17 protein-coding genes and 1 riboswitch are annotated in these 13,449 nt (G+C 36.5%); of the genes, 16 read left to right on the top strand and 1 reads right to left on the bottom strand.

The window, feature by feature from the left end:
* The 14 genes from sigF (at position 1) to BN1372_RS08080 (ending at position 11,329) form a co-directional block, all read left to right on the top strand.
* Positions 1 to 750, top strand: coding sequence for an RNA polymerase sporulation sigma factor SigF (gene sigF / locus BN1372_RS08145; protein WP_062198417.1), 750 nt, complete (start codon positions 1 to 3; stop codon positions 748 to 750).
* A gap of 72 nt (positions 751 to 822) precedes the next feature.
* Complete coding sequence (locus BN1372_RS08140; RefSeq protein ID WP_062198409.1) at positions 823 to 1,440, top strand: stage V sporulation protein AA; 618 nt, start codon at positions 823 to 825, stop codon at positions 1,438 to 1,440.
* Positions 1,437 to 1,850 carry a stage V sporulation protein AB gene (locus BN1372_RS08135; protein ID WP_062198407.1) on the top strand — a complete coding sequence of 138 codons (414 nt, stop codon included), beginning with the start codon at positions 1,437 to 1,439 and terminating at the stop codon, positions 1,848 to 1,850. Before BN1372_RS08140 ends, BN1372_RS08135 begins: the two co-directional genes overlap by 4 nt.
* Before the next feature lie 70 nt (positions 1,851 to 1,920).
* Positions 1,921 to 2,346, top strand: coding sequence for a SpoVA/SpoVAEb family sporulation membrane protein (locus tag BN1372_RS08130; RefSeq protein ID WP_147515358.1), 426 nt, complete (start codon positions 1,921 to 1,923; stop codon positions 2,344 to 2,346).
* Positions 2,347 to 2,353: 7 nt separating this feature from the next.
* Positions 2,354 to 3,370, top strand: coding sequence for a beta-ketoacyl-[acyl-carrier-protein] synthase family protein (locus BN1372_RS08125; protein ID WP_062198403.1), 1,017 nt, complete (start codon positions 2,354 to 2,356; stop codon positions 3,368 to 3,370).
* Positions 3,371 to 3,679 carry a SpoVA/SpoVAEb family sporulation membrane protein gene (locus BN1372_RS08120; protein ID WP_062198401.1) on the top strand — a complete coding sequence of 103 codons (309 nt, stop codon included), beginning with the start codon at positions 3,371 to 3,373 and terminating at the stop codon, positions 3,677 to 3,679.
* Positions 3,676 to 5,145, top strand: coding sequence for a spore germination protein (locus BN1372_RS08115; protein WP_062198399.1), 1,470 nt, complete (start codon positions 3,676 to 3,678; stop codon positions 5,143 to 5,145). The genes BN1372_RS08120 and BN1372_RS08115 overlap by 4 nt, the downstream gene beginning before the upstream one ends.
* A gap of 81 nt (positions 5,146 to 5,226) precedes the next feature.
* A complete protein-coding gene (lysA, locus tag BN1372_RS08110) occupies positions 5,227 to 6,534 on the top strand; it encodes a diaminopimelate decarboxylase (protein ID WP_062198397.1) in 1,308 nt (435 codons plus the stop codon).
* A gap of 57 nt (positions 6,535 to 6,591) precedes the next feature.
* A complete protein-coding gene (locus tag BN1372_RS08105) occupies positions 6,592 to 7,026 on the top strand; it encodes a peptidylprolyl isomerase (RefSeq protein ID WP_062198395.1) in 435 nt (144 codons plus the stop codon).
* 96 nt (positions 7,027 to 7,122) lie between these two features.
* A riboswitch (FMN riboswitch) is annotated at positions 7,123 to 7,272 on the top strand.
* Positions 7,273 to 7,403: 131 nt separating this feature from the next.
* A complete protein-coding gene (gene ribD / locus BN1372_RS08100; protein ID WP_062198393.1) occupies positions 7,404 to 8,516 on the top strand; it encodes a bifunctional diaminohydroxyphosphoribosylaminopyrimidine deaminase/5-amino-6-(5-phosphoribosylamino)uracil reductase RibD in 1,113 nt (370 codons plus the stop codon).
* Positions 8,498 to 9,157, top strand: coding sequence for a riboflavin synthase (gene ribE / locus BN1372_RS08095; RefSeq protein ID WP_062198390.1), 660 nt, complete (start codon positions 8,498 to 8,500; stop codon positions 9,155 to 9,157). Before ribD ends, ribE begins: the two co-directional genes overlap by 19 nt.
* An 18-nt stretch (positions 9,158 to 9,175) precedes the next feature.
* Entirely contained in the window at positions 9,176 to 10,369 is a 1,194-nt protein-coding gene (locus BN1372_RS08090; RefSeq protein ID WP_062198388.1) for a bifunctional 3,4-dihydroxy-2-butanone-4-phosphate synthase/GTP cyclohydrolase II, read from the top strand.
* Positions 10,370 to 10,382: 13 nt separating this feature from the next.
* Positions 10,383 to 10,850: a 6,7-dimethyl-8-ribityllumazine synthase gene (ribH, locus tag BN1372_RS08085; RefSeq protein WP_062198386.1), complete on the top strand. Its 468-nt coding sequence runs from the start codon at positions 10,383 to 10,385 to the stop codon at positions 10,848 to 10,850.
* Positions 10,851 to 10,972: 122 nt separating this feature from the next.
* Positions 10,973 to 11,329 (top strand): GNAT family N-acetyltransferase, encoded by a 357-nt coding sequence (locus BN1372_RS08080; protein ID WP_062198384.1) that lies wholly within the window; start codon positions 10,973 to 10,975, stop codon positions 11,327 to 11,329.
* Between the two features lie 76 nt (positions 11,330 to 11,405).
* Here the strand turns inward: BN1372_RS08080 and BN1372_RS08075 are convergent, their stop codons facing one another.
* Positions 11,406 to 11,909, bottom strand: coding sequence for a DUF309 domain-containing protein (locus BN1372_RS08075; RefSeq protein WP_062198382.1), 504 nt, complete (start codon positions 11,907 to 11,909; stop codon positions 11,406 to 11,408).
* Between the two features lie 126 nt (positions 11,910 to 12,035).
* On the opposite strand from BN1372_RS08075, the gene BN1372_RS08070 reads away from it, so the two are divergent.
* Positions 12,036 to 12,767: a segregation/condensation protein A gene (locus BN1372_RS08070; RefSeq protein WP_062198380.1), complete on the top strand. Its 732-nt coding sequence runs from the start codon at positions 12,036 to 12,038 to the stop codon at positions 12,765 to 12,767.
* 22 nt (positions 12,768 to 12,789) lie between these two features.
* Entirely contained in the window at positions 12,790 to 13,365 is a 576-nt protein-coding gene (scpB, locus tag BN1372_RS08065) for an SMC-Scp complex subunit ScpB (protein ID WP_187118401.1), read from the top strand.
* Positions 13,366 to 13,449 lie beyond the last annotated feature (84 nt).

The raw sequence follows: 13,449 nt of genomic DNA, 5'->3' as shown, positions 1-13,449 counted from the left end.
ATGGAAGTGGAATTAAAGCGTAGCGTCCCGTTAAAAGATGAAGAGGTAAAATCGTTAATTAAACAAGCACAAGAAGGAAATGCATCTGCACGAGACCAATTAATTGAACATAATTTACGGTTGGTTTGGTCGGTCGTGCAACGTTTTTTAAATCGGGGATATGAAGCGGATGATTTGTTTCAAATTGGTTGTATTGGATTAGTAAAAGCAGTCGATAAATTTGACCTTTCTTATGATGTCCGTTTTTCGACGTATGCGGTACCGATGATTATTGGAGAAATTAGGCGATTTATTCGGGATGATGGCACGATTAAGGTGTCCAGGTCCTTAAAAGAATTACATCATAAAATTCGTCAATCAAAAGAAACGTTAACAAAACAGTTACATCGAAATCCAACAATCCAAGAAATTGCCGACGATTTAAATATATCGAAAGAAGAACTTGTGTTAGCAGAAGAAGCGGGAAAAACGCCAACATCCATTCATGAAACAGTATTTGAAAATGACGGAGATCCAATCTATTTGCTTGATCAATTAACAGAAAAATCAGAATCCATGTGGTTTGATAAGCTAGCCTTACATCAGCTTTTAGAAGAGTTACAAGAAAGAGAACGATTAATTGTGTATTTACGTTATTTTAAAGATCAAACACAAGCGGAAATTGCCGAACGGTTAGGTATTTCGCAAGTGCAAGTATCGAGATTAGAGAAAAAAATATTACGTCAGTTAAAAGACCAAATGAGCAAGTAGCATTTGGTCTTTTTTGTATGGTTTTTATAAAAAACAACCATACTACACATAGACGAGAAGGGGGTTTGCAAGGTGGATACAAAACAACGACTATACCTTCACTATGTCAATCGAATACAAGTAGAAGCTGAGGAAATCATTACACTAGGAAAAGTAGCAACGTTATACATGAAAGATGAGCAAAAAAAACAATTGTTACGACAACTACCGATTAAAAAAGTGAACAAAGATGACGGGCGTTTTAGTATAATATCCACTTTATCTGTGATGGAACGAATTCATCAATGGGATGCGACGATTGAAGTGATTTCATATGGAGAAACAGAAATCGTCATTGAACAAAAAGATAAAAAAAAATTACTAAAGCCTTTTTGGATTTTTTTAATCTGGTGGTTACTTTTTATTGGAAGCGGATTAGCTATCATGAATTTTCATGAAGATGTGAGCATGAAAGCGGTACATGAAAAATTATATTATATTTTAACCGGCGAACGAACGAATCAATTATATTGGTTGCAAGTACCATATTCTATAGGAATTGCGGTAGGAATGGTTTTATTTTTTAACCATATATTCAAAAAACGTTTCAATGATGAACCGAGCCCGTTAGAAGTAGAAATGTTTAACTACCAAGAAGATTTAGATCGCTATGTGAAAACAACGGAACAAAAATATGGAGAAAAAAGATGATAGCCATTGTGGTAATCATCGGTTTAAGTGGCGGATTGGCAGTTGGTACAGGATATGTGGCTTTTTTATCTGTGCTTGGAATTTTGCCACGGCTAATGCAACTGTCAAAAACGAACTTTTTTATTCGTGGATATGAAGTAGCGATTATTATCGGTTCGATGATTGGTTGTTTCGTTAGTTTTACTACGGTTCATTTTCATGTTGGGAAAGCTTTCGTGCTATTTGTTGGTGCTTTATGTGGTATATTTATCGGTTTATTAGCAGCTGCATTAACAGAAGTATTAAATGTATTACCAATTTTAGCGAAACGAATTTATGCAGATCATGCTGTTCTTTGGTTTTTATCTGCTCTTGCGCTAGGAAAAATGGCTGGATCTCTATTTCAATGGTTATATTTCATTTGGAAATAATGTATGCGTGATCCATGGTGTTGAAAGAAATATTAGTACGTTTTACACAAAAGAAAAAGTTGGTGAAAAAATGAATCAAACACAATTATATAAGCGAACGGTTTCGGCGACAAAACCGAAAGAACCGATTGGAACTAGGTTGTTTCTCTCTTTTGTGTTGTCTGGTTTATTATCTGTACTTACGGAATGTGGAATTATCCTCATACAACGTATATTCCTTGTATCAATGGATATTGCTATTTACTCCGTTATAATCGCATGGATGGTTATAAGCTTACTAGGAACAAAAATGTACCTGTTTCGAAAATTAAGTTTTTTGGCCGCTGGAGGAATTATGTTTTCTATACTTGGTTTTTTTAATGTTGTTTTTAGCGCTGCCATAGATGCTAGAAAAGAAGGGTGGATAAAAGGAGCGACACCAAAAATTTTCGAACAAATTGCTGTTTTTTTAATGTTTTATTATTTTGTGCAATGGATTTTTTTAAGCAAAGGATGAGGGTGTTGTGTTAAAAAAAATCGGAAAAACATCGTATGTGTTACAAAATCCTATATATATTGAATCGACGGGGTTGTGTGTGGGACCAGAAGAAAAAAAGGGCCCGCTTGGTTATTTTTTTTCTCGCTATTTCCATGACCTGTATGGTGGATATAAAAGTTTTGAATTAGCAGAACGAGGATTAATGTTAGAAGCGGTAGATGAATGTTTTAAAAAAAGAAACATTGCCGAACGAGATATTGATGCCTTTTTAGCAGGTGATTTACTTTTTCATAATGGTACAAGTTCGTATGTTGCTCGCGAGCTAGCGATTCCGTATATGGGAATGGCTAGTGCTTGTTCCACGATTACAGAAGCAATGATTATGGCAGCTTTTATGTTACAAACGAATGATTGTCATCGAGTGTTAGTAGCGGTGAGTAGTCATTTTGGTAGTGCAGAGCGACAATTTCGTTACCCACCAACCTTTGGTGCAGAAAAAAAACAAACAGCGAATACGACAGCAACTGGGGCGGGAGCAGCTATTATTAGTAAAACAGAACAAGAAGTAATGATGACAGCTTTTACGATGGGACAAGTACAAGATATGAATCAAACTGACCCATCTCAAATGGGAAGTATTATGGCACCTGCAGCGGTTCATACGATGTTGCAATGTATCAAAGATTATCCCGGTTCTCTCAATGACTTTGATTGGATTGTGACAGGTGATTTAGGAAGACATGGATCTGTTTTATTCCGAACACTGCTTTTAAAAGAAGGAATAGATGTAGAAGGAAAACACGTTGATTGTGGGATGTTATTGTTACATCCAGAGCGTAAATATTATGCAGGTGCAAGTGGATGTGCTACTCCAGCACTTGTGATGTTTAGTTATTTTTTCGAACATTTAAAACAAAAAAAGATGACGCGAATTTTATTTTTAGCCACTGGTACATTATTAAATGCTGCATTAGTGAAGCAAGGGGAATCGATTCCAGCAATTAGTCATGCTATCGTGTTAGAACGAAGGGAGGAAGGGTAAATGAATTTTGTAATAGTATTTTTCATCGGCGGAGTGTTCGGGTTATTTGGACAACTGCTTTTGCTGAATCGACATGTGACAATGCTGCACGGGTGGCTCATTTTTCTTGCAATCGGAGCATTGTTACAATATTTCTCCTTATACGACAGCTTTCTTAGTTGGGCGAAAGGAGCGCTTATCGTATCGTTGCTTAGTTTTTTTCAGTACATGGATTTGTTTTTTCTCGTTCCATTTTTAACGTGGGTCATTAGTTTTTCTATCCTAGCATACGGAATGGGAAAACCGTCAAAAAGAGGTGAATGGTCATGAAAGCAAAGGAAAGCACAGACATTTTTCCCGAACCAGAAAAAAATGAACAATTTTTCAAACAACATGTAGGGATAGGTACCACATTTGATGTTGGTTTACGAACATTTACGATTTATCGAAAAACCATCCAATTATATTATGTAAATGGCTTATCAGAATCGTTATTTATTATGAATTTAATAAAAGAAGTGGTCAATTTAAATGAAAATCATCCGAAAATAACCGATGTGAAATCGCTCATTCAAAATCGGCTTATTCATCAACAAGTATCGAGTATCCATTCGCTAGACGAAGCAACCGATAAATTGTTGTCCGGATTAATTATTATATTAGTAGAAGGAGAAACGGAAGGTTTTGCAATTGATGTACGACAATATCCTGGTCGTTCTCCAGAAGAACCAGATACAGAAAAAGTAGTTCGCGGGGCACGCGATGGATATACAGAAAATATTATCGTCAATACAGCATTAACACGCAGACGAATCCGAGATGAACGATTACGAAATGAGATGGTACAAGTAGGCGAACGTTCCAAAACGGATATTTGCATTAGTTATTTACAAGATGTTGCAGATCCCGGGTTAGTAAAAACAATCAAAACAGAGATTGAAAATATGTCTATTGATGGGTTACCAATGGGCGATAAAACATTGGAAGAATTTTTAGTGAAACAAGGGTTGTTTCCTTTTCCACTTGTCCGTTATACGGAGCGACCAGATGTGGCAGTTAGTCATTTATTAGAAGGGCACGTTTTAATTTTTGTAGATACATCCCCTAGTATTATGATTACACCAACGACGTTTTTTCATCACGTCCAACACGCTGAAGAATTTCGCCAAAACCGGGCAATAGGCATTTATTTGCGTTGGATTCGGTTTATTGGAATATTCGCTTCTTTATTTTTGCTTCCGTTATGGTACTTGTATGTGTTAGAGCCAGATTTACTACCAAAAATGCTTGATTTTATTGGACCTGATAAAAAATCCGATATTCCTATTTTTGTTCAATTGATTGTGGCGGAGCTCGGAATTGATTTGCTCCGAATGGCAGCCATCCACACACCAACTCCTTTATCGACTGCAATGGGACTAGTGGCAGCAGTATTGATTGGTCAAATAGCTGTTGACGTGGGGTTATTTATCCGAGAAGTCATTTTATATATTGCGCTTGCCACAATGGGGACGTTTGCTACTCCGAGTTATGAATTAAGTATTGCCAATAAAATAGCTCGTCTTGTGTTATTAACATTAGTTGGATTATTCCAAGTACCAGGATTTATGATTGGGGTTACACTATTAGTCCTGTTATTAGTAAGTAAGAAATCCTTTCATGCTCCTTATTTTTGGCCGCTTATTCCGTTTGAAGGACGTGCATTATTCAATATCTTTATTCGACAACCGTTATCCAAAGAAAAAGAACGCCCAAGCATTGTCCATCCACAAAATAAATTACGCGAACCAGAATGAAAGATGGTATTACCTATTGCGAAATATTCCTTCATGTGATAAATTGAAAAATAATTTTCATACTGAGGGGAGCAATTGTGGATGTACTTTCATGGAACAAGTCGAATGAATGAAGATGGACAATTAGAAATTGGCGGAATCAGTGCAGTTGAGTTAGCAAAAACGTACGGAACGCCACTTTTTGTGTATGATGTAGCGCAAATTAGAAAACGTGCCGATGAATTTCAACGCGCTTTTGATAAGGAGCAAGTAAAAGGGCGTGTAACGTATGCTTCTAAAGCCTTCTCAAGCGTTGCAATTATCCAATTGATGGATGAACTCGGACTAGGATTAGACATTGTTTCTGGTGGAGAATTATATACAGCTCAAAAAGCAAATTTCCCGATGGAAAAAATTCATTTCCATGGAAATAATAAGAGCATTTCTGAAATAGAAATGGCATTAGAAGCAGGGATTGGCTATTTTGTGGTAGATAATTTTTTTGAATTACAATTATTAGACCGTATTTGTCAAGAAAAACAACAAAAAGCGAACATTTTACTTCGAATTACACCAGGGATTGAAGCGCATACGCATGACTATATTTCCACTGGGCAGGAAGATTCTAAATTTGGATTTGATTTAACAAGTGGACAAGTAGACGAAGCGATTGAATTTTCAAAAAAGAGTGAATTTGTTCAGTTAGATGGAATTCATTGTCATATTGGTTCGCAAATTTTTACGACGGTTGGTTTTTTAATGGCTATTGAAAAAATCTTTGCTGCTATTTCGGAATGGCAAGAAAACTATCAATTTGTCCCTTCTATTTTAAATGTGGGTGGAGGATTCGGAATTCGTTATGTAGAAGGAGACGAGCCGCTTCCTGCAGACCAATACGTCGAAGCAATCTTACAAACGGTGAAAAAAGAAGCAAAAACACGTGAATTACCACTTCCAGAAGTATGGATTGAACCAGGACGTTCGCTTGTTGGTGAAGCTGGAACAACCTTGTATACAATAGGTAGTGAAAAAACAATCCCGTCCATTCGAAAATACGTTGCAGTTGATGGGGGGATGGGGGATAATATCCGCCCTGCATTGTATCAAGCAAAATATGAAGCGGCATTAGCAAATCGATTACAAGACAAACAAGAAGAAGTTGTTTCAATTGCGGGGAAATGTTGTGAAAGTGGTGATATGCTTCTTTGGGATGTTTCGTTGCCAAAAGCAAAAGCAGGAGACTTGTTAGCAATGTTTTGTACCGGTGCATATGGTTATTCGATGGCGAGTAATTATAACCGTTTGCCACGCCCGGCCGTTGTGTTTGTGGAAAATGGAAAGAGTCAATTAGTTGTTCGACGGGAAACGTATGAGGATATTGTTCGATTAGATCTTCCATATGAAAAATAGAAGAAAATCAATTTTTATGGTATGATGAAAGCGATTTTCATTCGAGGAGGAAAAAAGATGAAAAAAGGTAGCATTACATTTGAAACTGGAGAACAAGTCGTAATTGAATTTTTTGACGAAGCAGCTCCTGGAACAGTAGCAAACTTTGAAAAATTAGCAAACGAAGGATTTTATAACGGATTAACATTTCACCGTGTTATCCCTGGATTCGTAGCACAAGGTGGTTGCCCTTATGGGAACGGAATGGGAGGCCCAGGTTATACAATTAAATGTGAAACAGAAGGCAATCCTCATAAACATGAACGCGGTTCTCTTTCTATGGCACATGCAGGAAAAGATACAGGCGGCAGTCAATTCTTTATCGTATATGAACCACAACCACACTTAGACGGCGTTCATACTGTATTCGGTCAAGTAGTAGAAGGTATCGATGTGGTGGATCGTATTCGTCAAGGCGATGTCATGAAAGAAGTAAAAGTGTGGGAAGAATAAACAAATATCCTGTCATCGGAAGAGAAGCGAAAAATAGGTAAGCATATCTATTGTTCCTTTCGACAAATTGTGTTATTCTTAACCCAATTCAATAATATATTCCTTCGGGGTCGGGTGTAATTCCCAACCGGCGGTGATAAAGCAGAGCGTTTGCTTTTTAGTCCGTGACCCGTTTGGTTTAGCCAAACGGTTGATTCGGTGTAATTCCGAAACCGACAGTGAAAGTCTGGATGGGAGAAGGAAAAATAGTGAGTGTAAAACGTGAAAGGTTCCTATACTATAATAGGTATACCTTTAGTTTGTGTTGACAAAACCCCGGAGAATTGATATTCTTCGGGGTTTTTTGCTCTTTTCATCGACAAGAGAGGAGGTATAGCATGACCAATCAAGAATATATGAAGTTGGCATTACAAGTAGCAGAAGCAGCTCGTGGCCAAACAAGCCCGAATCCATTAGTGGGTGCCGTCGTTGTGAAGGATTCGATGATTGTCGGGATTGGTGCCCATTTAAAAAGTGGGGATGCACATGCAGAAGTACAAGCTATTCGGATGGCCGGTGAAAAATGTCAGGATGCCACTATTTATGTCACGTTAGAACCGTGTAGCCATTATGGTAAAACGCCACCGTGTGCGGATTTAATTGTACAATCTGGTTTCAAAAAAGTAGTAATTGCTACACTAGATCCGCATCCGAAAGTTGCAGGAAATGGTGTCAGAAAATTAACACAATCCGGCATAGAAGTGGTAGTAGGGGTATTAGAGGAAGAAGCAAAAACCGTAAATCGCTGGTTTTTTCACGGATTACGGAAGAAACGTCCTTTTGTAACCTTAAAATTTGCCACGACAATTGACGGAAAAATTGCAACAGAAATAAACGACTCTAAATGGGTAACGGGAGAAGCAGCGCGACTTGATGTGCATCGTTATCGTCATCAATATGATGCTATTTTAGTAGGCATACATACTGTTCAGGCAGATCATCCATCGTTAACGACAAGATTACCGAATGGTGGAATTCATCCACTTCGAGTAGTATTGGATACTACGTTAAAAATAAATGAACAAGAACCGATGTTACATGATCAACAAACGAAAGTTGTTATTTTTACTGGTGCTAACTATGATAAATCGAAGAAACAACAAATGCTTTCCAATCCTCAAGTAGAGATTATTTCACTTACAACTGAAAAAATAATCTTACAAGATGTGCTTGCTATGTTGTATGAAAGAGGGGTTTTATCGCTATTCGTAGAAGGTGGAGCAACTGTTAATAATAGTTTTTTACAAGAACAATTAATCGATGAAATCATTCATTATATTGCCCCAAAAATTATCGGAGGAGCAAAAGCGCCAAGTGCTTTTGGTGGAGAAGGTATCAAAAAAATGATAGACGCGAAGATGTTTACCTTGCAGTCTACTGAACAAATCGGAGAAGACTTGAAGCTTGTCTATAAACGAAAGGAAGATGAGATGTGTTTACAGGAATTATAGAAGAAATTGGAGAAGTTGTTACAATTAATGAAAATCCTAAGCACTACTCCTTTCATATAAAAGCGAATCATATTTTAGAAGATGTTAAACTTGGGGATAGTATTGCTGTCAACGGTGTTTGTTTAACGGTTACTTCTTTTACATCTTCTCAATTTACGGTAGATGTAATGCCTGAAACGGTAAAAGCAACGAATTTATCTGCTTTTAAAAAAGGGACAAAGGTAAACTTAGAACGTGCGATGCAAATGAACAACCGATTTGGTGGGCATTTTGTATCTGGTCATGTGGAAGTGATTGGGAACATTATTCGAACAACATATGATCGAAATGCAAAATATTATGAAATTGAATTGCCGTCTCCCGATTGGATGCCATATATCGCGGAGAAAGGTTCTATAACCGTAGACGGTACTAGCTTAACGGTTTTTGAAGTTAGCGAGCAAACTTTCCTTATTTCACTTATTCCTCATACACGTCAAGCAACTATTTTAGGGGAAAAAGATGTAGGAGATTCCGTCAATATCGAATGTGATATGTTGATGAAATACTTAGCACGATTACTTCAATTCAAAGAAAAACAACCAGAAAAAAAATCATCTATAACGCTCCAAGATTTATCAAATTACGGATTTTTAGATTGAGAAAGGTCGTGACGTACTATGTTTGATTCCATTGAATCAGCATTAGAAGATTTAAAAGCAGGAAAAGTTGTCATTGTAGTCGACGATGAAGATCGTGAAAATGAAGGGGATTTTATTGTTTTATCTGAAAAGGCTACACCAGACGCTATTAATTTTATGATTACACACGGAAGAGGATTAGTTTGTGTACCAATTACAGAAAAAAGAGCAGAAGAATTAGAATTATTTCCGATGGTACCACAAAATACAGATCAATTAAAAACAGCCTTTACGGTAAGTGTAGATCATATTCAAACGACGACGGGTATTTCTGCATTTGAGCGTGCATTAACCGTTAAACATTTAATTAGTATGTTTGCGGAGCCAAACGATTTCAAACGTCCTGGACATATTTTTCCGTTAATAGCAAAAGAAGGTGGTGTTCTTCGTCGGGCAGGGCATACGGAAGCTGCGGTAGACTTAGCTAACTTATGCGGAGCATATCCTAGTGGTGTGATTTGTGAAATTATTAAAGAAGACGGAACCATGGCACGGCGGGATGATTTGTATGAAATCAAACAACAATTTGGATTGAAAATGATTACGATTAAAGATTTAATTGAATATCGTAAAAAATCAGAATCGTTAGTGAAAAGAGAAGTAGAAATCCAATTACCAACAGAATTTGGTGATTTTAAAATGGTTGGGTATACGAGTAAAATTGATGGAAAAGAACACGTTGCACTTGTAAAAGGAGTAATAAAAGAAGAAGAACCAACGCTTGTTCGTGTCCATTCCGAATGTTTAACAGGAGATGTGTTCGGTTCGCACCGTTGTGACTGTGGACCGCAGCTTCACGCTGCTTTAAGAGCGATTGAACAGGAAGGAAAAGGGGTATTATTATACTTACGTCAAGAAGGACGCGGTATCGGATTAATTAATAAATTGAAAGCATACAAATTGCAAGAACAAGGATATGACACAGTAGAAGCAAATCAAAAGTTAGGCTTTAAAGATGATTTGCGTGACTATGGAATAGGTGCTCAAATTTTAAAAGATTTAGGCGTAGGTAACATGCGTTTATTAACAAACAATCCAAGAAAAATTACTGGGTTAAAAGGCCACGGCTTAACGATTGTGGAACGGGTACCGTTAGAAATCGAAGCAAGTGAACATAACGAATCGTATTTAAAAACAAAAGTACACAAATTAGGACACTATTTACACATTTAAGGAGGAAAAATCAATGGGAAAAACATTTGAAGGGCATTTGGTTGGAACAGATTTAAAAGTAGGTATTGTAGTAGCAAGATTTAATGAATTTATTACGAGTAAGTTATTATCGGGTGCAGAAGATGGTCTTTACCGTCATGGTGTGCAAAAAGAAAATATTGAAGTAGCGTGGGTACCTGGTGCGTTTGAAATCCCACTAATTGCTAAAAAAATGGTGGAAAGTAAAAAATATGATGCCATTATTACGTTGGGCACAGTTATTCGTGGTGCAACACCGCATTTTGACTACGTATGTAGTGAAGTATCAAAAGGAGTAGCAAAATTAACATTAGATTATTCTATGCCAGTAATTTTCGGTGTGTTAACGACGGATAGCATTGAACAAGCGATCGAACGAGCAGGAACAAAAGCAGGTAATAAAGGGTATGAAGCAGCAGTTTCTGCGATTGAAATGGCAAACTTATCAAAATCATTTGAGTAAACAAATGTCCCTTGGTAAACACAAAATGAATCTTCTTATCTGCTAGTTATTTTATTGAAAGATGGGTATAATAAAAAGAAGAAGAAAATTTCAATGTCTTTACAGTAATGAGGGATTTTGTTATGTTTATTCGTCTAAATCAAACAAATAAAAAAATTGCGATGGGTTTGCTATCTTTTATGCCGCAACATAAAAAGGTAAAAGAGCTGCAAAAAACAATTGAACGTTATGAAGAATCAAAAAAATGGAAATTGTATTTATGGAAAGAAGAGGATTTGATTGGTGTTCTGGGAATCCATTATGAAGATGATTCCACTGTTACCATTCAAGATATTTGTGTGAACCCCTCTTATCGAAATCAAGGGATTGGACGAAAAATGGTACAGGAGTTAGAAAAAAAGTTTGCTTCTAAAGGAATTTTCGTCCGGACAACGGAAGATACGAATAAATTTATCGAAAAATGTCATTGCTCGAAATAAAAAAATATCCATCATAAATAATGTTTCCACCATTCTGATAGATATGTCGTGAAACCGCCTAAAAAGGGCGGTTTTTTTATGGATGTCTTTTCGTTAACGCATCGACACGAGCGGCGATGACCTGAGAGCGATCACGTAATCGGTGTTTATGGATAATTTGTTCGTTTAAACAGTCAGGGGAGCCAAACGTATACCCTCCTTCTCGACAACGATTTTCTATGTCTTTTTGTAAGCCTGTATCGCGAAATGGTAACACAAAACATTGGTACGGTTGTTTTGCAAGTATTTGTTTTTTTATAGAAAGAGTTTGTTTATATAATGCTTCTGGATCAATGCCAAGTTGTTCTATTTCAGAAAAGTGTTGTTTGAAAATGATACTCGAACGATCGATTGTTTTTTTAGCGCCTTTATAATTGCCACGTCTCATATGATATAAACTAACAGCGAGTTGAATGAAACCAACCCATATATCGTGTTTTTTTTGTTTCTTTTTCCAATGTTCTTCTAATACTTCATGACATTCAAAGTAATCATTTGGACCGTGAAAGTAATATAAGTATTGGATAAATGCTTCTGTCATTTCTCTACCCCTTATCAATCATCTATCATCAGTGTAACAGCCGCTTTTTTAAAAAGCAAATTGTTGAAAGTTTTCGAAATATGCTATAATAACACCAGTTTTTCGCAAGTAGAAAGCGGTGACCATATGGAAGAGTATAAGGTGAAGATTAAAGTTTTTGAAGGACCTCTTGATTTATTATTGCATTTAATCAAGCGATACGAAATAGATATTTATGATATTCCAATGAGTGAAATCACGGCACAATATATGGAATATATCCATACAATGAAAGAATTAGAATTAGATATTGCGAGTGAGTATTTAGTCATGGCAGCCACTCTTTTATCGATTAAAAGTAAAATGTTATTACCTACACCACCAACCGATATAGAACTAGAGGAATATGAGGAAGAAGACCCACGAGAAGTGTTAATAGAGCAATTGATAGAATACAAAAAATACAAAGAGGCGGCGGACTGGTTAAAAGAAAAAGAGACAGATATGTTTCATATATTCACTAAACCAGCGGAAGATGTATCTTATTTAGAAAAACAAGCGGATGATAAATGTTTACAAGTATCCGTATATGATATGCTTCAAGCGGTACAGAAGTTATTACATAGAAAAAAGTTTCAGATTCCGAAAAAAGCAACCGTAACTCGAGAAGACATTCCTATTGAAAGACGGATAGAAGAAATGAGAAAGATTTTTTCAAAAAAGAAAAAAACAACCTTTTATCAACTATTTGATTATGAGACAAAAGCTGAGATTGTCGTGACATTTTTAGCTGTATTAGAGCTAATGAAATTAAACGAAATTATTTGTTATCAAAAAGGAACAGGGGAAGAAATTTTTATACATTTCAACAATCGATAGCATGATAAATGGAGGAGTAAAAGTGGACGAAAAGAAACAGATTGGAGTAATCGAATGTTTGTTATATGTTGCAGGAGATGAAGGACTGACGATTTCAGAATTAATGAAGGGGTTAGAACAAGAAGAAAAAGTCGTAATACAAGGGCTAAACGAGTTAATAAATCGATATGAAAAAGAAGAATACGGATTTATGATTCAAAAAGCAATGGATCGTTATTATTTAACGACAAAGCGGGAATATTCTCCGTACATTCAAACGTTAATTGCGACAAATAAAATGCAATCTCTTTCGCAAGCGGCGTTAGAGACATTAGCTATCATTGCTTATAAACAACCCATTACTCGCGTGGAAATCGAGGAGATACGAGGAGTCCAATCAGACAAAGCAATTCAATCGTTAGTTGGCAAAGCGCTCGTTGCAGAAGTTGGCCGGAAAGAAGGGACAGGACGACCTATTTTATATGGGACAACAGAAGAATTTTTACGAGTCTTTGGTTTAACGACCTTAAAGGAATTACCTATATTACCAGATTTAACGGAAAAAGAAGTAGAAGAAGAAGCAGATTTATTTTTAAAAACAATGGAGCAAACGATGTGACGAACAACCGATAGAGGGGGGTTCGTCTTTTTTGTGTTGGAATAGATAAGATTGTCCTGCATATAGTGGTACAAACTACATTGA

The organism is Massilibacterium senegalense (assembly GCF_001375675.1).
GTDB lineage: Bacteria > Bacillota > Bacilli > Bacillales > Massilibacteriaceae > Massilibacterium > Massilibacterium senegalense.
This window is presented reverse-complemented; position numbering and strand designations above follow the sequence as displayed.

Coding starts and splice junctions, on each gene's coding strand:
- sigF (WP_062198417.1), top strand. CDS start 1: ATGGAAGTGGAATTAAAGCGTAGCGTCCCGTTAAAAGATGAAGAGGTA.
- BN1372_RS08135 (WP_062198407.1), top strand. CDS start 1,437: ATGATAGCCATTGTGGTAATCATCGGTTTAAGTGGCGGATTGGCAGTT.
- BN1372_RS08130 (WP_147515358.1), top strand. CDS start 1,921: ATGAATCAAACACAATTATATAAGCGAACGGTTTCGGCGACAAAACCG.
- BN1372_RS08120 (WP_062198401.1), top strand. CDS start 3,371: ATGAATTTTGTAATAGTATTTTTCATCGGCGGAGTGTTCGGGTTATTT.
- BN1372_RS08115 (WP_062198399.1), top strand. CDS start 3,676: ATGAAAGCAAAGGAAAGCACAGACATTTTTCCCGAACCAGAAAAAAAT.
- lysA (WP_062198397.1), top strand. CDS start 5,227: ATGTACTTTCATGGAACAAGTCGAATGAATGAAGATGGACAATTAGAA.
- BN1372_RS08105 (WP_062198395.1), top strand. CDS start 6,592: ATGAAAAAAGGTAGCATTACATTTGAAACTGGAGAACAAGTCGTAATT.
- ribD (WP_062198393.1), top strand. CDS start 7,404: ATGACCAATCAAGAATATATGAAGTTGGCATTACAAGTAGCAGAAGCA.
- BN1372_RS08090 (WP_062198388.1), top strand. CDS start 9,176: ATGTTTGATTCCATTGAATCAGCATTAGAAGATTTAAAAGCAGGAAAA.
- ribH (WP_062198386.1), top strand. CDS start 10,383: ATGGGAAAAACATTTGAAGGGCATTTGGTTGGAACAGATTTAAAAGTA.
- BN1372_RS08080 (WP_062198384.1), top strand. CDS start 10,973: ATGTTTATTCGTCTAAATCAAACAAATAAAAAAATTGCGATGGGTTTG.
- BN1372_RS08075 (WP_062198382.1), bottom strand. CDS start 11,909: ATGACAGAAGCATTTATCCAATACTTATATTACTTTCACGGTCCAAAT.
- BN1372_RS08070 (WP_062198380.1), top strand. CDS start 12,036: ATGGAAGAGTATAAGGTGAAGATTAAAGTTTTTGAAGGACCTCTTGAT.